Source organism: Streptococcus mitis, assembly GCF_005144795.1.
GTDB lineage: Bacteria > Bacillota > Bacilli > Lactobacillales > Streptococcaceae > Streptococcus > Streptococcus mitis_BB.
This window is the reverse complement of record NZ_SWFJ01000011.1, coordinates 1-22,380: the sequence shown is the minus strand read 5'-3', so window position 1 is coordinate 22,380 and position 22,380 is coordinate 1. Positions and strand designations below refer to the sequence as shown.

At 40.4% G+C, this 22,380-nt stretch carries 16 protein-coding genes; 14 read left to right on the top strand and 2 right to left on the bottom strand.

Annotated elements, in window-relative coordinates:
* Positions 1–68 precede the first annotated feature (68 nt).
* A complete protein-coding gene (locus tag FBF73_RS08195) occupies positions 69–7,568 on the top strand; it encodes an Ig-like domain-containing protein (protein ID WP_240798249.1) in 7,500 nt (2,499 codons plus the stop codon).
* Positions 7,569–7,756: 188 nt separating this feature from the next.
* Here FBF73_RS08195 and FBF73_RS08190 read toward each other — a convergent pair whose 3' ends face one another.
* Complete coding sequence (locus FBF73_RS08190; RefSeq protein ID WP_136937498.1) at positions 7,757–8,116, bottom strand: DUF3397 domain-containing protein; 360 nt, start codon at positions 8,114–8,116, stop codon at positions 7,757–7,759.
* A gap of 91 nt (positions 8,117–8,207) precedes the next feature.
* On the opposite strand from FBF73_RS08190, the gene FBF73_RS08185 reads away from it, so the two are divergent.
* From FBF73_RS08185 to FBF73_RS08165, 5 genes are all read left to right on the top strand, one after another.
* The gene (locus tag FBF73_RS08185) at positions 8,208–9,164 is read left to right on the top strand and encodes a TIGR01212 family radical SAM protein (protein WP_023946280.1); all 957 of its coding nucleotides are present in this window, start codon (positions 8,208–8,210) and stop codon (positions 9,162–9,164) included.
* On the top strand, positions 9,148–9,705 hold the full coding sequence (locus FBF73_RS08180; protein WP_033684903.1) for a tRNA (mnm(5)s(2)U34)-methyltransferase: 558 nt from the start codon (positions 9,148–9,150) through the stop codon (positions 9,703–9,705). The genes FBF73_RS08185 and FBF73_RS08180 overlap by 17 nt, the downstream gene beginning before the upstream one ends.
* A complete protein-coding gene (locus FBF73_RS08175; RefSeq protein WP_023945631.1) occupies positions 9,698–9,952 on the top strand; it encodes a hypothetical protein in 255 nt (84 codons plus the stop codon). Before FBF73_RS08180 ends, FBF73_RS08175 begins: the two co-directional genes overlap by 8 nt.
* Positions 9,953–9,963: 11 nt before the next feature.
* The gene (locus FBF73_RS08170; protein WP_136937497.1) at positions 9,964–12,018 is read left to right on the top strand and encodes a cation:proton antiporter; all 2,055 of its coding nucleotides are present in this window, start codon (positions 9,964–9,966) and stop codon (positions 12,016–12,018) included.
* Between the two features lie 132 nt (positions 12,019–12,150).
* Positions 12,151–13,011 (top strand): YihY/virulence factor BrkB family protein, encoded by an 861-nt coding sequence (locus tag FBF73_RS08165; RefSeq protein ID WP_136937496.1) that lies wholly within the window; start codon positions 12,151–12,153, stop codon positions 13,009–13,011.
* 79 nt (positions 13,012–13,090) lie between these two features.
* Here FBF73_RS08165 and queA read toward each other — a convergent pair whose 3' ends face one another.
* Positions 13,091–14,119: a tRNA preQ1(34) S-adenosylmethionine ribosyltransferase-isomerase QueA gene (gene queA, locus FBF73_RS08160; protein WP_125411284.1), complete on the bottom strand. Its 1,029-nt coding sequence runs from the start codon at positions 14,117–14,119 to the stop codon at positions 13,091–13,093.
* 150 nt (positions 14,120–14,269) lie between these two features.
* On the opposite strand from queA, the gene FBF73_RS08155 reads away from it, so the two are divergent.
* From FBF73_RS08155 to FBF73_RS08120, 8 genes are all read left to right on the top strand, one after another.
* Complete coding sequence (locus tag FBF73_RS08155; protein WP_125411285.1) at positions 14,270–14,977, top strand: glucosamine-6-phosphate deaminase; 708 nt, start codon at positions 14,270–14,272, stop codon at positions 14,975–14,977.
* A 150-nt stretch (positions 14,978–15,127) separates the two neighbouring features.
* Positions 15,128–15,304, top strand: coding sequence for a 30S ribosomal protein S21 (rpsU, locus tag FBF73_RS08150; RefSeq protein WP_000048054.1), 177 nt, complete (start codon positions 15,128–15,130; stop codon positions 15,302–15,304).
* A gap of 129 nt (positions 15,305–15,433) precedes the next feature.
* On the top strand, positions 15,434–16,369 hold the full coding sequence (hprK, locus tag FBF73_RS08145; protein ID WP_169435205.1) for an HPr(Ser) kinase/phosphatase: 936 nt from the start codon (positions 15,434–15,436) through the stop codon (positions 16,367–16,369).
* Positions 16,362–17,150, top strand: a complete 789-nt coding sequence (gene lgt, locus FBF73_RS08140; RefSeq protein ID WP_136937494.1) for a prolipoprotein diacylglyceryl transferase — start codon at positions 16,362–16,364, stop codon at positions 17,148–17,150. The genes hprK and lgt overlap by 8 nt, the downstream gene beginning before the upstream one ends.
* Positions 17,151–17,534 carry a DUF948 domain-containing protein gene (locus FBF73_RS08135; protein ID WP_136937493.1) on the top strand — a complete coding sequence of 128 codons (384 nt, stop codon included), beginning with the start codon at positions 17,151–17,153 and terminating at the stop codon, positions 17,532–17,534.
* 15 nt (positions 17,535–17,549) lie between these two features.
* Entirely contained in the window at positions 17,550–17,939 is a 390-nt protein-coding gene (locus tag FBF73_RS08130) for a YtxH domain-containing protein (RefSeq protein ID WP_000517381.1), read from the top strand.
* 375 nt (positions 17,940–18,314) lie between these two features.
* The gene (locus tag FBF73_RS08125; protein WP_136937492.1) at positions 18,315–19,379 is read left to right on the top strand and encodes a YSIRK-type signal peptide-containing protein; all 1,065 of its coding nucleotides are present in this window, start codon (positions 18,315–18,317) and stop codon (positions 19,377–19,379) included.
* An 80-nt stretch (positions 19,380–19,459) separates the two neighbouring features.
* Positions 19,460–22,380: Rib/alpha-like domain-containing protein (locus FBF73_RS08120; protein ID WP_169435201.1), on the top strand; the 2,921-nt coding region annotated here is incomplete at its 3' end.

Here is a 22,380-nt window from a genome sequence, read left to right as displayed (position 1 = left end):
AATAAAAAAGACTATTAAAAGTTATGCGCTTACATAAAAATGAAAGCGATTACTAAAAGGAGGGTTTTATGGGAAAAGGCCATTGGAATCGGAAAAGAGTTTATAGCATTCGTAAGTTTGCTGTGGGAGCTTGCTCAGTAATGATTGGGACTTGTGCAGTTCTATTAGGTGGAAGTATAGCTGGAGAATCTATAGTTTATGCGGATGAAACACCTATTACTCATACTGCTGAGAAACCTAAAGAGGAAAAAACGATAGCAGAAGAAAAGGTTGATCAAGCTTTGGAAACTAAAAAAGTAGTTGAAAGGACAGCACAAAAACAACCTAGTGTAACTGAGTCTATTTCATCTGAGAAGAAAGAAGATGAAGTCGTAACTCCAAAAGAGGAAAAAGTGTCTGCTAAACAGGAAGAAAAAGCTCCAAGGATAGAATTACAAGCTTCAAGTCAAGAAAAACCGCTCAAGGAAGATGCTAAAGCTGTAACAAATGAAGAAGTCAATCAAATGATTGAAGACAGGAAAGTGAATTTTAATCAAAATTGGCACTTTAAACTCAATGCGAATTCTAAGGAAGCCATTAAACCGGATGCAGATGTATCTACGTGGAAAAAATTAGATTTACCGCATGACTGGAGTATCTTTAATGATTTCGATCATGAATCTCCTGCACAAAACGAAGGTGGACAGCTTAACGGTGGGGAAGCTTGGTATCGCAAGACTTTCAAACTAGATGAAAAAGACCTCAAGAAAAATGTTCGCCTTACTTTTGATGGCGTCTACATGGATTCTCAAGTTTATGTCAATGGTCAGTTAGTGGGTCATTACCCAAATGGTTATAACCAATTTTCATATGATATCACTAACTATTTGAACAAAGATGGACGTGAGAATGTAATTGCTGTTCATGCAGTCAACAAACAGCCAAGTAGCCGTTGGTATTCAGGAAGTGGTATCTATCGTGATGTGACTTTACAAGTGACAGATAAGGTGCATGTTGAGAAAAATGGGACAACTATTTTAACACCAAAACTAGAACAACAGCAACACGGCAAGGTTGAAACGCATGTAACCAGCAAAATCATCAATACAGACGATAAAGACCACCAACTTGTAGCAGAATATCAAATCATTGAGCGAGGTGGTCAGGCTGTAACAGGTTTGGTTCGTACAGAGAGCCGTACCTTGAAAGCACATGAATCAACAAGCCTTGATGCTATTTTAGAAGTTGAAAGACCAAAACTCTGGACAGTTTTAAATGACAAACCTGCCTTGTATGAGTTAGTTACACGTGTTTATCGAGATGGTCAGTTGGTTGATGCTAAAAAAGATTTATTTGGGTATCGCTACTACAACTGGACACCAAATGAAGGTTTTTCTTTGAATGGCGAACGCATTAAATTCCATGGTGTTTCCTTGCACCATGACCACGGAGCGCTTGGAGCAGAAGAAAATTATAAAGCAGAATATCGCCGTCTCAAACAAATGAAGGAGATGGGGGTTAACTCCATCCGTACAACCCACAACCCTGCTAGTGAACAAACCTTGCAAATCGCAGCAGAACTAGGTTTACTCGTTCAGGAAGAAGCCTTTGATACTTGGTATGGCGGAAAGAAACCTTATGACTATGGCCGTTTCTTTGAAAAAGATGCTACTCACCCTGAGGCTAAAAAAGGTGAAAAATGGTCTGATTTTGACCTACGTACCATGGTCGAAAGAGGCAAAAACAACCCAGCTATCTTCATGTGGTCAATCGGAAATGAAATCGGTGAAGCAAATGGGGATCCCCATTCTCTAGCGACTGTTAAACGTTTGGTCAAGGTTATCAAGGATGTTGATAAGACTCGTTATGTTACCATGGGAGCAGATAAGTTCCGTTTCGGTAATGGTAGCGGAGGGCATGAGAAAATTGCTGATGAACTGGATGCGGTTGGATTTAACTATTCTGAAGATAATTACAAGGCCCTTCGCGCAAAACATCCTAATTGGTTGATTTATGGATCAGAAACATCTTCAGCTACTCGTACACGTGGTAGCTATTATCGCCCTGAACGTGAATTGAAACATAGTAACGGTCCTGAACGTCATTACGAACAGTCAGATTATGGAAACGACCGTGTTGGTTGGGGTAAAACTGCAACCGCTTCATGGACTTTTGACCGTGACAATGCTGGTTATGCTGGTCAATTTATCTGGACAGGTACGGACTATATCGGTGAACCAACTCCATGGCACAACCAAAACCACACGCCGGTTAAAAGCTCTTACTTTGGTATTGTAGATACAGCGGGTATTCCAAAACATGACTTCTATCTCTACCAAAGTCAATGGGTTTCTGCAAAGAAAAAACCAATGGTTCACCTCCTTCCTCACTGGAATTGGGAAAACAAAGAATTAGCATCCAAAGTAGCTGACGCAGAAGGTAAGATTCCAGTTCGTGCCTATTCAAACGCTGCAAGTGTTGAATTGTTCTTGAATGGAAAATCTCTCGGTCTTAAGACGTTTAATAAAAAACAAACCAGCGATGGGCGGACTTACCAAGAAGGTGCAAATGCTAATGAACTTTATCTTGAATGGAAAGTTGCCTATCAACCAGGTACCTTGGAAGCAATTGCTCGTGATGAATCTGGCAAGGAAATTGCTCGAGATAAGATTACGACAGCAGGTCAACCAGCAGGTGTTCGTCTTATCAAGGAAGATCATGCAATCGCAGCAGATGGAAAAGACTTGACTTACATTTACTATGAAATTGTTGACAGCCAAGGGAATGTGGTTCCAACTGCTAATAATCTGGTTCGCTTCCAATTGCACGGACAAGGCCAACTTGTCGGTGTCGATAACGGGGAACAAGCCAGCCGTGAACGCTATAAGGCGCAAGCAGATGGTTCTTGGATTCGTAAAGCATTTAATGGTAAAGGTGTTGCCATTGTCAAATCAACTGAGCAAGCAGGGAAATTCACACTGACAGCCCATTCAGATCTCTTGAAATCTAGTCAAGTAACTGTCTTTACTGGTAAAAAAGAAGGACAAGAGAAGACTGTTTTGGGGACAGAAGTAGCAAGAGTTCGTACATTAATTGGTAAAGAACCAAAAATGCCGAAAACAGTAGGTTTTGTATACAGCGATGGTAGTCGTGAAAAACTTCCAGTAACTTGGTCTCAAGTCGATATTAGTCAAGCAGGAGTTGTGACTGTTAAAGGTACAGCAAATGGACGTGAGGTAGAGGCTCGTGTCGAGGTTCTAGCAATTGCGAAAGAATTACCAACAGTTAAACGTGTTACTCCAGGAGCAGATTTGAACACTGTAGATAAATATGTGTCAATACTTGTAACCGATGGAAGTGTACAAGAGTACGAAGTAGATAGCTGGGAGATTGCGGAAGTAGATAAAGCCAAACTTTCAGTAGCTGGATCACGTATTCAAATGACTGGTCAGTTAGCTGGAGAAACTATTCATGCAACCCTTGTGGTAGAAGAAGGAAAAGCTGCAGCACCTGTAGTGCCAACTGTTACTGTTGGAGGTGAAGTAGTAACAGGGCTTACTAGTCAACAACCAATGCAATACCGCACTCTTGCTTATGGTGCCCAATTGCCAGAAGTAACAGCAAGTGCTGAAAATGCGGATGTTACAGTTCTTCAAGCAAGCGCAGCAAACGGCATGCGTGCAAGCATCTTTGTTCAGTCTAAAGATGGTGGCCCTCTTCAAACCTATGCAATTCAATTCCTAGAAGAAGCACCAAAAATTGCTCATTTGAGCTTGCAAGTGGAACAAGCTGACAGTCTCAAAGAAGACCAAACAGTCAAATTGTCAGTTCGAGCTCACTATCAAGATGGAACGCAAGCTGTATTACCAGCTGATAAGGTGACCTTCTCCACAAGCGGTGAAGGGGAAGTTGCAGTCCGAAAAGGAATGCTTGAGTTGCATAAACCAGGAGCACTTACTCTGAAAGCTGAATATGAGGGTGCTACAGGTCAAATCAATCTCACTATACAAGCAAATACTGAGAAGAAGATTGCGCAATCCATCCGTCCTGTAAATGTAGTGACAGATTTACACCAAGAACCTACTCTTCCGTCAACAGTAACGGTTGAGTATGACAAAGGTTTCCCTAAAGCTCACAAAGTCACTTGGCAAGCTATTCCGAAAGAAAAACTAGACCACTATCAAAGCTTTGAAGTGTTAGGTAAAGTTGAAGGCATTGACCTGGAAGCGCGTGCTAAAGTATCTATAGAAGGCATCGTTTCAGTTGAAGAAGTTAGTGTGACAACTCCAATCGCAGAAGCACCACAATTACCAGAAAGCGTTCGTACATATGATTCAAATGGTCACGTTTCATCAGCTAAGGTTGCATGGGATGCGATTCGTCCAGAGCAATACTCTAAGGAAGGTGTCTTTACAGTTAATGGTCGCTTAGAAGGTACTCAATTAACAACTAAACTTCATGTTCGCGTATCTGCTCAAACTGAGCAAGGTGCAAACATTTCAGACCAATGGACCGGTTCAGAATTGCCACTTGCCTTTGCTTCAGATTCAAATCCAACCGACCCTGTTTCAAATGTCAACGATAAATTGATTTCCTTTAATGACCGACCAGCCAATCGTTGGACAAACTGGAATCGTAGTAATCCAGAAGCTTCAGTCGGTGTTCTGTTTGGAGATTCAGGTATCTTGAGCAAACGCTCCGTTGATAATCTAAGTGTCGGATTCCACGAAGACCATGGCGTTGGTGCACCGAAGTCTTATGTGATTGAGTATTATGTTGGTAATACTGCTCCAACAGCTCCTAAGAATCCTAGCTTTGTAGGCAATGAGGACCATGTCTTTAATGATTCTGCTAACTGGAAACAAGTGACTAATCTAAAAGCCCCTGCTCAACTCAAGGCTGGAGAAATGAACCACTTTAGCTTTGATAAAGTTGAAACCTATGCTGTTCGTATTCGCATGGTTAAAGCAGATAACAAGCGTGGAACGTCTATCACAGAAGTACAAATCTTTGCGAAACAAGTTGCGGCAGCCAAACAAGGACAAACAAGAATCCAAGTTGACGGCAAAGACTTAGCAAACTTCAACCCTGATTTGACAGACTACTACCTTGAGTCTGTAGATGGAAAAGTTCCCGCAGTCACAGCAAGTGTTAGCAACAATGGCCTAGCGACTGTTGTTCCAAGTGTTCGTGAAGGTGAGCCAGTTCGTGTCATCGCGAAAGCTGAAAATGGCGACATCTTAGGAGAATACCGTCTGCACTTCACTAAGGATAAGAACTTACTTTCTCATAAACCAGTTGCTGTGGTTAAACAAGCTCGCTTGGTACAAGTAGGTCAAGCACTTGAATTGCCGACTAAGGTTCCAGTTTACTTCACAGGTAAAGACGGCTACGAAACAAAAGACCTGACAGTTGAATGGGAAGAAGTTCCAGCAGAAAATCTGACAAAAGCAGGTCAATTTACTGTTCGAGGTCATGTCCTTGGTAGCAATCTTACTGCAGAGTTCACTGTACGAGTGACAGATAAACTTGGTGAGGCTCTTTCAGATAACCCTAACTATGATGAAAATGGTAATCAGGCCTTTGCTTCAGCAACCAACGATATTGATAAAAACTCTCATGACCGCGTTGACTATCTCAATGACAGAGATCATTCAGAAAATCGTCGTTGGACAAACTGGTCTGCAAGACCGTCTACCAATCCAGAAGTATCAGCAGGCGTAATCTTCCGTGAAAATGGGAAGATTGTAGAACGGACTGTTGCACAAGGAAAAGTTCAGTTCTTTGCAGATAGTGGTACAGATGCACCATCTAAACTTGTTTTGGAACGCTATGTCGGTCCAGACTTTGAAGTGCCAACCTACTATTCAAACTACCAAGCTTACGAATCAGGACATCCATTCAACAACCCAGAAAATTGGGAAGCTGTTCCTTATCGTGCGGATAAAGACATTGAAGCTGGTGATGAAATAAACGTAACATTTAAAGCTGTCAAAGCCAAAGCTATGAGATGGCGTATGGAGCGTAAAGCAAATAAGAGCGGTGTTGCGATGATTGAGATGACCTTCCTTGCACCAAGCGAATTGCCTCAAGAAAGCACTCAATCGAAGATTCTTGTAGATGGAAAAGAACTTGCTGATTTCGCTGAAAATCGTCAAGATTATCAAATCACCTATAAAGGTCAACGTCCAAAAGTCTCAGTTGAAGAAATCAATCGAGTAGCTTCAACAGTTGTAGATAGTGGCGATGATAGTCTTCCAGTACTTGTTCGTCTTGTTTCAGAAAATGGAAAACAAGTCAAGGAATACCGTATCCAGTTGACTAAGGAAAAACCAGTTTCTGAGAAAACAGTTGCTGCAGTACAAGAAGAACTTCCAAAACTTGAATTGGTTGAAAAAGATATAGCCTACAAGATAGTTGAGAAAAAGGATTCAACACTGTATCTTGGTGAAACTCGTGTAGAACAAGAAGGAAAAGTTGGTAAGGAACGTATCTTCACAGCTATAAATCCTAATGGAAGTAAGGAAGAAAAACTCCATGAAGTGGTAGAGGCACCAACAGACCGCATCGTCTTGGTCGGAACCAACCCAGGCACTTCTCTTCCAGAAGACGAAGTGAAGAATCTTGTTCTGAATCGCCCAGAACTTGTTGTCGAAGAAGAAACCATCGACTTCAGGGTTCAGGAACGTAGATCTGATAAGTTGTATCTAGGTGAAACTCGTGTCCTCCAAGAAGGAAAACAAGGCGTTCGTGTTCACTTGATTGAAGTGGAAAATGGTAAACGTCAACTCAAAGAAACCTATGATAAAGTTGCTGCACAAAATCGTATAGTAGAAGTTGGTACTAAACCAGGCACTTCTCTGCCAGAAGACGAAGTGAAAAATCTTGTGCTCAACAGACCAGAACTTGTAATCGAAGAAGAAACCATTGATTTCAAAGTTCAGGAGCGTAAGTCTGACAAGTTGTATCTAGGTGAAACCCGTGTCATTCAAAAAGGAAGACAAGGCATCCGTGTTCACTTGATCGAAGTGGAAAATGGTAAACGCCAACTCAAAGAAACCTATGATAAAGTCGCTGCACAAGATCGTATCGTGGAAGTTGGGACAAACCCAGGCACTTCTCTTCCAGAAGACGAAGTGAAAAATCTTGTGCTCAACAGACCAGAACTTGTAGTCGAAGAAGAAACCATCGACTTCAAAGTTCAGGAGCGTAAGTCTGATAAGTTGTATCTAGGTGAAACCCGTGTCCTCCAAGAAGGAAAACAAGGTGTCCGTGTTCGCTTGATTGAAGTGGACAATGGTAAACGCCAACTCAAAGACACCTACGATAAAGTCGCTGTAAAAGATCGTATCGTGGAAGTGGGGACAGCTGGCGAAACACCCAAACCAGTAGCTCAAGAAACTACAAAACCACAAGTGTCAGAAAAAGCAGATACAAAACAAATCGCTTCAAGTGAAGCCGGTCAAGCTAATAAAGCCCAGTTACCAAATACAGGAAGTGCGACAAGCCAAGCAGCAGTAGCAGCAGGCTTAGCTCTTCTCGGTTTGAGTGCAGGATTAGTAGCCACTAAAGGTAAAAAAGAAGATTAGAAATTTTGATACCTTCTTTATCATTAAAAATCAGAGAGAAACTCTGTCCTAGATAGAAGATAAATCCCTTGGAATATAAGTTTCTAAGGGATTTTCTTTGTATAAAATTATATAAAATTGTATAGTGTTATTGTCTATCCTATTTTGTAGAGAAAGCAAAAATCCCTAGAAAATGTTTAGGGATTCGATTATTTCATTAAGAACAATTCAACAATCATTTCGATATACATGATAAGGGTTACTAAGAATCCTGCACGCCAGAAAAATTTGATGAATTTAGGATAGTAAAAACTGCGTTTTTTCAGAAGGAAGAAAAAGACGAGAATAATGGCTAGGACTGAGAGGGCTAGGCCCAGTCTAGGGAGGAAATTATGGGTAAAGGTTTTAGCTGTGATTAGGTAGTACTCAAATACCAAGACTGGAAAAGCCAAATCCGCAAAGTTTCGTCCTAATTTTTTTAATCTAAAAAGTTTGGTTATGATAATGCAGACTACTAAAGTCAGTATCAATAATAAAATAGATGCTAATTTCATTAAAATCATACCCATATTGTATCATAAAAAATCGCTAAAGGAAACGAGAAACAGAGGAATTTATAGGAAAGTCAGGCTTTTGAGATTGTGGGTGTTTTTTGTTATAATGAAAGTTATGAAATCTTATAACACCTTGAATGATTATTATCGAAAACTCTTTGGAGAAAAGACCTTTAAAGTCCCTATTGATGCGGGGTTTGACTGTCCCAATCGTGATGGAACGGTGGCTCATGGAGGCTGTACTTTTTGTACGGTTTCAGGTTCTGGAGATGCTATCGTAGCACCGGACGCGCCTATCCGTGAGCAATTTTATAAGGAAATTGACTTTATGCACCGTAAGTGGCCGGATGTTCAGAAGTATCTGGTTTATTTTCAAAATTTTACCAACACCCATGAAAAGGTGGAAGTCATCCGAGAGCGTTATGAGCAGGCTATCAATGAGCCAGGTGTAGTAGGAATCAATATCGGAACACGGCCAGACTGTTTACCAGATGAAACCATTGAATATTTGGCTGAATTATCGGAACGCATGCATGTGACGGTTGAATTGGGCTTGCAGACTACTTATGAAACAACCTCTGATCTGATTAACCGTGCCCATTCCTATGAGTTGTACGTGGAAACGGTCAAGCGTTTGAGAAAGTATCCCAAGATTGAGATTGTTTCTCATTTGATTAATGGACTTCCTGGTGAAACCCATGAGATGATGATTGAAAATGTCCGCCGCTGTGTTACGGATAACGATATTCAAGGAATTAAACTGCACTTGCTTCACCTGATGACCAATACGCGTATGCAACGAGATTACCACGAGGGACGTTTGCAACTGATGAGCCAAGACGAATATGTTAAGGTCATCTGTGACCAACTGGAAATCATTCCCAAGCATATCGTCATTCATCGAATTACAGGAGATGCACCTAGGGATATGCTGATTGGTCCTATGTGGAGCCTCAATAAATGGGAAGTTCTCAACAGCATTGAGATGGAGATGCGACGTCGCGGAAGCGTTCAAGGATGCAAGGCTGTAAAACAGGAGTTTGAAAATGAAAAGACCACTTGAGATGGCACATGATTTTTTGGCTGAGGTAGTGACTCAGGATGATATCGTAGTGGATGCGACAATGGGAAATGGTCATGACACGCTTTTTTTAGCCAAGCTAGCCAAGCAAGTCTATGCTTTTGATATTCAGGAACAAGCCTTGGAAAAGACCCAAGAGCGTTTGCATCAGGCTGGCCTGACAAATGCCCAGTTAATCTTGCAAGGTCATGAGATACTGGACCAGTTTGTGACTGAAGCCAAGGCAGGGATCTTTAATCTGGGCTATCTGCCGTCTGCTGATAAATCCGTCATTACCCGACCTCAGACAACGATTGAAGCATTAGAAAAGCTGTGTCATTTGCTTGTCAAAGGGGGACGGATTGCTATCATGATCTACTATGGTCATGAAGGAGGCGACCTCGAGAGGGATGCTGTCTTGGATTTTGTTAGTCAGTTGAACCAACAAGAGTACACAGCTGCCATTTACCGAACTCTTAATCAAGTTAACAACCCACCATTTTTAGTAATGATTGAAAAATTAGAGAGATATAGACATGGATAAACAATACCTACGTGAAAAGCTGGATGCCATGCGCCAGAATTTTGTCGAATCAACCCACCACGAACGAGCAGTGGGAGTGCTAGACCAAGCGCATATGAGCAAAAAAATGCTTAAAATCAAGAAAAAATTAGTTGCTCTTGAAATGGAACGGTGCCAGAGAAAAATTGAGCACAAGGATTGTTCCAAGATTGACCAAAAAATCAAAGAGCAGAAGGAGATGTTTGAATCTTGTTGTAAAAAAGATTAAGGAGGTCGTGCGTGGAATTACTGATTTACCTCATCCTATTTTTACTGGTCTTGATTGTCTCAAGTACAACCAATAAGCTCCTGCCCTTTTTACCTCTTCCTTTGGTGCAAATTCTTTTGGGAATTGTGATTGGTCTCTTTTTACCCAATACCGATTTTCATCTCAATACGGAGTTGTTTTTGGCCTTGGTTATCGGGCCCTTGCTTTTCCGAGAGTCAGAGGAAGCAGATATTACGGCTATTTTAAAACACTGGCGAATCATTGTTTATCTCATATTTCCAGTGATTTTCATCTCGACCCTGAGTTTGGGTGGCTTGGCCCATCTTCTTTGGCTCAGCCTTCCCTTGGCAGCTTGTTTGGCTGTTGGGGCAGCCCTTGGGCCTACGGACTTGGTGGCTTTTGCTTCTCTTTCGGAGCGTTTTAGCTTTCCTAAGCGTGTGTCCAATATCCTTAAGGGTGAAGGACTCTTGAATGATGCATCAGGTTTGGTTGCCTTTCAGGTAGCTTTGACAGCTTGGACAACTGGGGCCTTTTCCCTTGGGCAAGCGAGTAGTTCGCTCATCTTTTCAATACTAGGCGGTTTTTTGATTGGCTTTTTAACAGCCATGACCAACCGTTTCCTCCATAGTTTCTTGCTAAGTGTGAGAGCAACAGATATTGCTAGTGAGCTCCTTCTGGAATTGAGTTTACCCTTGATAACCTTCTTTCTAGCAGAAGAAGTACACGTTTCAGGAATTATTGCCGTTGTAGTTGCTGGGATTCTAAAGGCAAGCCGTTTTAAGAAAATTACGCTCCTCGAAGCCCAAGTGGATACGGTGACCGAGACGGTTTGGCATACAGTGAATTTTATGCTGAACGGTTCTGTCTTTGTGATTTTAGGGATGGAGTTGGAAATGATAGCAGAGCCTATCTTGACCAATCCAATCTATAATCCCTTACTGTTATTGGTATCTCTTATAGTCCTTACCTTTCTCCTCTTTGCTATTCGTTTTGTCATGATTTATGGCTATTATGCCTATAGGACTAGACGTCTCAAGAAAAAGTTAAATAAGTATATGAAGGACATGCTTCTCTTGACCTTCTCAGGTGTTAAGGGAACGGTGTCGATTGCTACGATTCTTTTGATACCAAGTAATCTAGAGCAGGAGTATCCTCTCTTGCTTTTCCTCGTCGCAGGTGTGACACTTGTAAGCTTTTTAACAGGTCTCTTGGTCTTGCCCCATCTTTCGGATGAACAGGAAGAAAGCAAGGATTATCTCATGCATATCGCCATTTTGAATGAGGTTACTTCGGAGTTAGAAAAAGAACTTGAAACTCATAAGAATAAGCTCCCTCTCTATGCAGCCATTGACAATTACCATGGACGAATAGAGAATCTTATCCTGAGTCAAGAAAATAAGGGTGAACAAGAGGACTGGGAGGCCTTGAAACTTCTCATCCTCAGTATTGAAAGTGATGGTTTGGAACAGGCTTACGAAGAAGACAAGATGAGTGAGCGTGCCTATCGAGTCTACCAACGTTATTTGAAAAACATGGAACAAAGTATCAATCGTAAATTTGCTTCACGATTGACCTATTATTTCCTTGTTTCCTTGCGGATGTTACGTTTTCTCCTTCATGAAGTCTTTACCTTAGGCAAGACCTTTCGCAGTTGGAAAAATGAAGAATCACAGAAACTCAGAGCCCTTGACTATGACCAAATTGCAGAGCTCTATCTAGAAAATACTGAGATGATCATCGAAAGTTTAGAGAACCTAAAAGGTGTTTACAAGAGTTCTTTGATCAGCTTCATGCAGGATTCTCGTCTCCGAGAAACAGCTATTATCACCAGTGGTGCCTTTGTCGAGCGGGTTATCAACCGAGTTAAGCCCAACAATATCGATGAAATGCTGAGAGGCTATTATCTGGAGCGCAAGTTGATTTTCGAATACGAAGAAAAACGATTGATTACGACCAAGTATGCCAAGAAGTTACGACAAAATGTCAATAACTTAGAGAACTATTCCTTGAAGGAAACTGCCAATACCCTGCCTTATGATATGGTGGAATTGGTAAGAAGAAATTAGTTAATACTCTTCGAAAATCTCTTCAAACCACGTCAGCGTCGCCTTACCGTACTCAAGTACAGCTTACGGCTAGCTTCCTAGTTTGCTCTTTGATTTTCATTGAGTATAAGATTGTAAGTGAAGGAGTGTGACATGAAGAAGTGGTGGAAAGAGCTGATAGACAAACCTTTATTAAAAGCTTTTTTACATTATTATCAAGCATCAGATAGTGAGTTGACCAGCGTCGCAGTAGCCTACTATTGGTTGATTTCGATTTTCCCCCTGCTTTTGGTGGTGGTTAATATCCTCCCTTATTTTCAGATTCCAGTCTCTAATTTTTTAAAGGTTGTCAATGAATTTTTGCCAGAAACCATGTATGATGTGGTCGCAAAGATTATTACAGAAGTGCTGACCCAACCGTCAACGGGCTTATTGAGTTTTGCGGTTTTGTCAGCCCTCTGGACCTTTTCAAAATCAATGAATTTCCTACAGAAAGCCTTCAATAAAGCTTACGGAGTAGCTAAAAATCGTGGAATGATTTCTAGTCAGCTCATGAGTTTGTTTGTCAGTTTTGGCTTGCAGATTCTCTTCGCCTCAGCTCTGTTTTTGAGTGTTTTTGGCCGCATGCTTCTCAACCTTATCAAGAGCTACGGGAAATCGGATAGTCCTCTCTTTGATTATCTGCAAGACCTAACAGGCCCCTTGGTCTATGCCTTGATTTTTGCAATCTTGGTCATGCTTTATTATTTCTTGCCTAATGTTAAGGTCCGACGAATTCGACATGTATTGCCAGGTAGTGCCTTTGTCATGCTGACTCTGGTCTTACTACTTAATATCTTTTCAGTCTATGTCAACAATTATGTCAATCACCTAGTGGACGTCCGTTTTTTCAGTTCGATTGTCGTGGTGGTCATGATGTTCTGGTTTATTCTCATCGCTAAGATCTTGATTGTCGGTGCGGTAATCAATGCCAGTGTGCAGAGTTTGAAAGATCCGAGCTTTAGAATAAATTAATTCATTTTTTATCCATAACAAAACGCATACTATCAAGGTTTTATAATGCCTGATAATATGCGTTTTTTGATTATGAAAATTAATAGATAAACATGGCATCACCGAAACTAAAGAAGCGGTAGTGTTCTTGGATGGCATGGTGGTAGGCATCTAAGACTAATTCGCGACCTGCAAAGGCAGAAACTAACATGACCAGAGTTGATTTTGGCAGATGGAAGTTGGTTGAGAAGGCATCTACGACCTTCCATTCATACCCAGGTTTGATAAAGATATTGGTCCAGCCAGAATCTGCTTGGATTTGCCCATCAAACTTGGAACCAATAGTCTCCAAGGTGCGGATAGAAGTAGTTCCGACAGCGATGACACGACCACCGTTTTCTTTAACAGAGCGAAGAGTGGTAGCTGCTTCTTCAGAAAGTTGGTAGAATTCTGAGTGCATTTCATGTTCGTCCAGATTGTCAACTGAAACGGGTCTAAAGGTTCCGAGCCCGACATGAAGCGTCAGATAGACTAGATGAACACCCTTGGCTTGGATTTCTGCCAGCAGTTCTTTGGTGAAGTGGAGACCAGCAGTAGGTGCTGCAGCAGAGCCACTTTCCTTGGCGTAAACAGTTTGATAGCGTTCGCGGTCATCCAGTTTTTCATGGATATAAGGTGGTAGCGGCATTTCACCCAGACTTTCCAAAACTTCTAGGAAAATTCCTTGGTAATCAAAGCGGACAATACGACCACCGTGGGTCAATTCTTCCGTAACGACAGCGCTGAGGCGACCATCACCAAAGCTGACACGAGTCCCGACCTTGAGGCGTTTGGCAGGTTTAGCCAGAACTTCCCACTCATCTCCACTAGTATTTTTGAGCAGGAGAAGTTCCACATGACCTCCAGTTTCTTCCTTTTGACCATAGAGGCGGGCAGGGAGAACGCGGGTGTCATTCATGACAAGGGCATCGCCAGGTTCCAGCATATCAATAATAGAGTGGAAGTGTTTATCCTGCATTTCTCCCGTCTCACGGTTGACAATGAGGAGTTTAGAAGCATCTCGTTTTTCAAGAGGCGTTTGGGCAATCAATTCCTCGGGTAAGTGGAAATCAAAATCAGCTGTATTCATATATCTGTTCATTCTTTCTAAGTTCTAATCCTATCCATTATAACATGTTTCAAGTTTGGACGCTCTTTTTTTAGAAATTAAATCGTTTTCACTTGACAAGAATTGGTCTATACCATATAATAAATATAGATTAAAACGGAGGATGAAAAGATGAAAGTTATTAAAGTTGAAAACCAAATCGAAGGTGGAAAAGTTGCTTTTGAGATTTTGAAGGAAAAATTGGCCAACGGCGCTCAAACCCTAGGACTTGCAACAGGAAGCAGTCCACTTGAATTTTACAAGGAAATTGTTGAGAGCGACCTTGATTTTTCAAATCTAACCAGTGTCAACCTAGATGAGTATGTAGGGCTTGATGGGGACAACCCACAGTCTTATCGTTACTTCATGCAAGAAAACTTGTTTAACCAAAAACCATTTAAAGAAAGTTTCTTGCCTCGTGGGGTTAAGGACAATGCTGAAGCTGAAGTTGAACGCTACAACCAAATTTTGGCCGACCATCCAGTTGACCTCCAAATCTTGGGAATCGGTCGCAATGGACATATCGGATTTAATGAACCTGGTACTCCATTTGACAGTCAAACACACCTTGTAGATCTTGATCAGTCTACTATTGAAGCAAATGCACGTTTCTTTGACAAGATTGAAGACGTCCCAACCCAAGCCATTTCAATGGGGATTAAGAATATCTTGGATGCCAAGTCTATCCTTCTATTTGCTTACGGTGAGTCGAAAGCAGAAGCTATTGCTGGAACCGTGTCTGGTCCAGTGACTGAGAGTTTGCCAGCAAGTAGCCTACAAAATCACCCGAATGTGACCATCATCGCAGATGCTGAAGCGCTTAGTTTACTTGAAAAATAAAAAAGTGAACTCTTTCAGTTTTTCTATTTAATGCTTTCACGACTTGTATAAATGGCAGAAAAAATCAAAATTAAACCGCATTTTTTCTTGACAATTATTCCTTTTACGTGTAGAATATAATAGATATTGAACTTGAAGGGAGTGAAAAAAATGTCTAAAACAGTAGTACGTAAGAATGAATCTCTTGACGACGCACTTCGTCGTTTCAAACGTGCGGTTACTAAAGCTGGTACTCTTCAAGAAACACGCAAACGTGAATTCTATGAAAAACCTTCTGTAAAACGTAAACGTAAATCAGAAGCAGCTCGTAAACGTAAAAAATTCTAATTAGAAATGAAAGGCTAGAGAAATCTAGTCTTTTTCTTTTAAATAAATACTCCAAAGCTTGCAAAAATCTGAAATATCCTCCTACAATTTGATATAATAGAGGGAAGAACTCATTTGAAGGAGGAAATGATGTCGGTTTTAGTAAAAGAAGTGATTGAAAAGCTTAGACTAGACATTGTCTATGGCGAACCAGAATTACTTGAAAAGGAAATCAATACCGCGGATATTACGCGACCTGGTCTTGAAATGACGGGCTATTTTGACTACTACACGCCAGAGCGAATCCAGCTCTTGGGAATGAAGGAGTGGTCCTATCTCGTTTCAATGTCCTCTCACAACCGTTACCAAGTTTTGAAAAAAATGTTTCTACCTGAGACACCAGCAGTCATTGTTGCTCGTGGTTTGGTGGTTCCAGAAGAAATGTTAAAGGCAGCTAGAGAGTGTAAGATTGCCATTTTAACCAGCCGTACGGCGACCAGTCGTTTGTCTGGAGAGTTATCTAATTACCTTGATTCTCGTTTGGCAGAACGTACCAGTGTTCATGGTGTTTTGATGGATATTTATGGGATGGGTGTCTTGATTCAAGGTGATAGTGGTATCGGTAAGAGTGAGACAGGTCTGGAGCTTGTCAAACGTGGTCACCGCTTAGTGGCAGATGATCGGGTAGATATTTATTCTAAGGATGAATTAACTCTTTGGGGAGAACCTGCTGAAATCTTGAAACACTTGATTGAAATTCGTGGGGTTGGGATTATCGATATTATGAGCCTCTACGGTGCGAGTGCGGTCAAGGATTCTTCACAAGTCCAGCTAGCTGTTTACTTGGAAAACTATGATACGCATAAGACCTTTGATCGTCTTGGAAACAATGCAGAGGAACTTGAAATTTCTGGCGTAGCCATTCCTCGTATCCGCATTCCAGTGAAAACAGGTCGTAATATCTCTGTTGTGATTGAGGCAGCTGCCATGAATTATCGTGCTAAGGAAATGGGCTTTGATGCGACGCGTTTGTTCGAAGAACGCTTGACAAATCTTATTGCTCAGAACGAGGTGCCTAATGCTTGATCCAATTGCTATTCATCTAGGCCCTATAGCCATTCGTTGGTATGCTTTGTGTATTGTGACAGGCTTGATTCTTGCGGTTTATTTGACCATGAAAGAAGCGCCTAGGAAGAAGATCATACCAGACGATATTTTAGATTTTATCTTAGTAGCCTTTCCTCTGGCTATTTTAGGAGCTCGTCTCTACTATGTTATTTTCCGTTTTGATTACTATAGTCAGAACTTGGGAGAAATTTTTGCCATTTGGAATGGTGGTTTGGCCATCTATGGTGGTTTAATAACTGGGGCTCTTGTACTCTACATCTTTGCTGATCGCAAACTCATCAATACTTGGGATTTTCTAGACATTGCGGCGCCCAGCGTCATGATTGCCCAAAGTCTGGGGCGCTGGGGCAATTTCTTTAACCAAGAAGCTTATGGTGCAGCAGTGGATAATCTGGATTATCTACCTGGCTTTATCCGTGACCAGATGTATATTGATGGGAGCTACCGTCAACCGACCTTCCTTTATGAGTCCTTATGGAATTTGCTTGGCTTTGCCTTGATTCTGATATTCAGACGAAAATGGAAGAGCCTCAGACGAGGTCATATCACTGCCTTTTACTTGATTTGGTATGGTTTTGGTCGTATGGTCATCGAAGGCATGCGAACAGATAGCCTCATGTTCTTTGGTCTTCGAGTATCTCAGTGGCTATCAGTTGTCCTTATCGGTCTCGGTATTTTTATCATTCTATATCAAAATCGAAAGAAGGCCCCTTACTATATTTCAGAGGAGGAAAAGTAAATGTTAGAAGTTGCATATATTCTTGTAGCCCTTGCTTTGATTGTATTTTTAGTGTATCTAATTATTACTGTACAAAAGCTTGGACGTGTGATTGATGAAACAGAAAAGACGATTAAAACCTTGACTTCAGATGTGGATGTGACCTTGCATCATACCAATGAATTACTAGCTAAGGTCAATGTCTTGGCAGATGATATCAATGCCAAGGTGGCAACGATTGATCCACTCTTTAGTGCTGTTGCAGATTTATCTCTATCTGTTTCAGACCTCAATGACCATGCGCGTGTCTTGAGCAAGAAAGCTTCATCAGCTGGTTCGAAAACACTCAAGACTGGTGCAAGTTTGTCAGCTCTTCGTCTTGCAAGTAAATTTTTCAAAAAATAAAAAAGGAGAATCCTTATGGGTAAACTATCCTCAATCCTTTTAGGAACCGTTTCAGGTGCAGCTCTTGCCTTGTTTTTAACAAGCGATAAGGGCAAACAAGTTTGCAGTCAGGCTCAAGATTTTCTGGATGATTTGAGAGAAGATCCTGAGTATGCCAAGGAGCAAGTCTGTGAAAAACTGACAGAAGTCAAGGAGCAGGCTACAGATTTTGTTCTTAAAACCAAAGAACAGGTTGAGTCAGGTGAAATTACTGTGGACAGTGTACTTGCTCAAGCCAAATCATGTGCTCGTCAAGCGACAGAAGCATCAAAAGATCGATTCAATAATCTCAAGGAGCAATGGCAAGAAAAGGCCGAAACTCTTGATGAATCAGAAGAGATTGTTATTGACATAACAGAAGAATAAAATAAATAGTAACTATTCTAGATCCTATAAACTCTCTAGTGGATTATATCTCTATAGAGCTTATAGGTTTTTTATGTAGATAAAACCTTGATTAAAAAGAAATTAGTATACTTTTTCTATGAATAGATTTGTTTTTGCTACACAATATTTTAATATATTTATAATATTATATTTAAATATGCATTTTCCTATAATTTTAATCAGTATAACGCTACATATTTGATTAAATATGTTGATTGTGGTATAATCGAGCTGTAATAGCTGTGATGTGTAAAATGCTCATCATAGTGATTTTTTATGGTTATATTCCTACTTGGGATTAGCTATAAAAATTGCTTTTTAATTTGATTTTGTGTTTTGACATAAGGAGGAAAAATGGAAAACAAATCGAATTCACTAAGTAGAGTAAAGCGTCACCAACGTGAAAAGGTTCTACGCTTCTCTATTCGTAAATATAGCTTTGGTGCGGCGTCAGTGGCTGTTGCAGCACTGATGTTTTTGGGTGCGCGTGTTGCTAGTGCGGATAGTGTGATTGAAAACAACTCACAAAATACCACAGATGTGCATAATCAAAAAGAGAAGAATAAATCACTCGCAGAGATTCAACAACCTACTGTTATCAAAGTAGAAGCTGCACAGAATCCTTTGGAGAAGAAGACGACAACCAAAAATGAAAACGTTGTCAAAGTGGTTGATAAAGCGAAATTAAAAAAAGTAGTTGAAGAGTTAAAGACTACTCTTTCATCGAAATCAGATCTTGACAAGTCAGTTATTTCTCCGATTAAGGACAGAGTTCAAAAAGGACAAGCCCTACTAGATAGTGATACTGCAACACAGAAGGATGTAGATGAACTACTTTCCCTTTTAGAAAGTGACTTAACTGTCTTATCAAATGCTACTAAAGAATCAAGCAAGGTTCAAGAAACTGCAACTGAGAACAAGACTGAAGTCAAAGATAATAAAATTACTTCTGAACTAGGTGAAGCTGAAAAATCTACTTCTCAAAACAAGGAAGCTGATAAAAGCATAACAGAGAAAAAAGAATCTTTAAAATTATCTACTGATCAATTACAAGCTGCGCTTCTTGATTTGCCTGAAAATGAAACAACTAAAGAAGTGTTGGAAAAAGCCAATGAAGTTCTCTCACTTGCTCAAGGGTTATTGACAAATACTAGGGTAACATCTAATGAACTTGAGGATTTGAATCAGCGTGTAAAAAGAACATTTAATTCTGTCAAGATAGCGACTTTGCGTCTAACTTCAGGTAAGAATGACCCACGTAACGGAAATAAAATTGAAGAAGGAACAAATGTAAGAGCGGCTTCAATTTCTTCAAGATGGGATTCAAGTGACAACTTATTGATTTATCAACGTCACCGTGCGAGTGATGGAAGCAGAGTCGTTAGAAATGGATTAAGAGAATATACCGAAAAAAAGTAGATATGTTCGCTAAAACGACAACAATCGATGGAGAACGTTATGTAGTTTATGATGTTTTCTTCAATAATGATGGTGCCTCAATGGCGCACCTAAGTAGATATCAAATCTATCGATTAATTTTACCACCTCAAATTTTAGATTTAACAAGCGAGGGTCTTTATAAAGGTAATACTTTAAGAGATTTAAAATTTGAAACTTATACGAGAAATGGTAACTCTGGAACGCTTTCTCAAAATCCAGAAAACTTTACTAGAACTGCTACTCATAATGTTAATTTCTTAAATAATTCAACTGATTATGGTTCAGGTTGGAGAAAATTAACGTATTTCAATGCTTTAGATATTAGACATAACGGTGAATATAATCGAGATATGCGTGATACTTTTAAGGGGAATAGCAATGATCCACTTTTAATTCATGCGGTAACAAGAACGGAAAGCAAATTTAATCGATACTCTTATGGTTTTGGGGTTAAAACAGAGGATAGAGATTCTGCGATTCACATGCAAGTGAAAGCTAAGCTAAAAGCTGGAGTAACAGATGATCAGGTAAGAGAGGCCTTTGCATTAGCAGTTGTTGGTACATTTGGACTTACTACAAACCAAGCATATACATTCATTTCAGGAAAAGATGCAAGTGAACCAAAATATACAGATTATCCAGACCAACCAGTACAACCAACCTTAAGAGAAAAACAAGCAAAACTATATCCTATCCAAGGTAGCAGACATACAAAAGTTGTAGGAGACACCATTCCAAACACTGGTAATCCTGTAGCGGATAAATATATTACGCGTAAGGGCAGTGGAGATTTCCCTGCTGGAATGAGCTGGAGTTGGGAAGGAAATAATTCTCCAAGTACAGCAAATGCTGGTAAGTTTACTTATACAGCAATTGCAAGATACCAAGATGGCTCTACATCAAAAGATGCAAATTCAGGATCAGATGGAAAAGTTCACTTTACGGTTAACCCTAAAAAACCGACGATTACAACGAGCGTAGTGAACAAAAAAGGCTTAACAAATCAAACAATAGAAGTTAATGTAGGCAGCGGGGTTAAAAATGGATCTGTTGTAAAATTATATGATGGAGATCGTGTAATTGGACAAGGGACATCAAATGGGACAACTGCAAGAATTACAGTGTCCGGAGCTTTACCAGGAAATCCTCTTAAAGCTGAAACAACGGTTGACAATGGCGGAGTTGTAGTTTCTGAGAAAAGTGATCCAGTTACACCAACAGAAGCACCAGACACACAAGCTCCAACATTAGCTATTACACCAGCTAATCAAACAGTAGTTGAAGGACAAAATGTAACCTTTACAGTAACAGCAAGAGATAATAAACATGTTAATCTTGATGCTAATGATTTTCTAACAAAATACGGTACTAGGGTCTTTTCAGGGAAAGCATCTGTAACTTCACCAACAGACACTGATACTGAAAAAATAAGAACTATTACGATTACAACAACGGCAGAAGATGTTGGTAAGACTAATACAATTACTTTTAATGCTACGGATAATGCTAATCACAGAGCGGCACCAGTGAGCTTTACTTTTACTGTAACTAAACGTGACAATATACCACCAACAATCACAGCAGGTAATGCTACAGTAACAAGCCGTGAACAAATCACTCCAATTTCTGTAACAGCTGTAGATAATACAGGTGGAGTTGGAATGCGCGATAATAATCCGATCGAAGTAACAGGATTACCATCAGGATTAACATATGCGAATAATCGAATTACAGGAACACCGACTGGAGCGCCTGGAAATAGTACAGTAACCATTAAAGCCTATGACAAAAATGGGAATATGGCTACAAAAACAATCACAATTACAGTACGGAGCCAAGCGGACGCTCACAATCCAACAGGAGCAGGATTAACTGTAAATCAAAACCATACCATTACAGATGCGGAATTAAAAGCAAAAGTAAGTAATGCAGGCCCAGGAACTTTATCAATTGTAAGTAGACCATCAACAGCGAATGCAGGAAACGCAGGAAATGCGGTAGTGAAAGTCACATACCCAGATGGAACATTTGACAATGTAAATGTACCAGTTACAGTAACCGACGTAACAGGACCAACAATTACAGCGGAAAGCGCAACAGTAACGAAAAATGAATCTATTACGCCAATTCCAGTAACAGCTGTAGATAATACAGGTGGAGTAGGAATGCGCGATAATAATCCGATTGAAGTAACTAATTTACCAGCAGGATTAAGATATGCGAACAACCAAATTACAGGAACACCAACAGCAGGAGTAGGTTATTATACTGTAACAATTAAGGCGTACGATAAAAACAATCGTTTAACTACAAAACAAATTAGAATTACAGTACGAAGCCAAGCGGACGCTCACAACCCAACAGGAGAAACCTTAACAGTTCCGTATAACCATAACATTACGGATGATGAAGTGAAGGCTAAAGTACAAAACTTTGCTCCAGGAACTTTAACGGTACAAAGTAAACCGTCAACAAATACATCAGGTAATGTCGGAAATGCGGTAGTGAAAGTCACATACCCAGATGGTTCACATGATACAGTAAATGTTCCAGTAGTCGTAGGACGTCCAAATAAAGATGATTACACACCGAAGTACAATGACGGAAGTGGTAAACCAGGAGAATCAGTAGAGATTCCAGTAAGTGAAGCAAACGGTAAGAAAATCCCAACAGGAACAACTTACACAAGTGGCACACCAGGAATCATCACAGTAGATAAAACTACAGGAAAAGTAACAGTAACCATTCCATCAGATAAGAATCCAGGTGATAAAGTAACAGGCAAAGTTCTCGTAAGATATCCAGATGGATCAGAAGAGGAAGTCCCAGTCACTGTAACAGTAGTCAACCGTGATAAAGATGATTACACACCGAAGTACAATGACGGAAGTGGTAAACCAGGAGAATCAGTAGAGATTCCAGTAAGTGAAGCAAACGGTAAGAAAATCCCAACAGGAACAACTTACACAAGTGGCACACC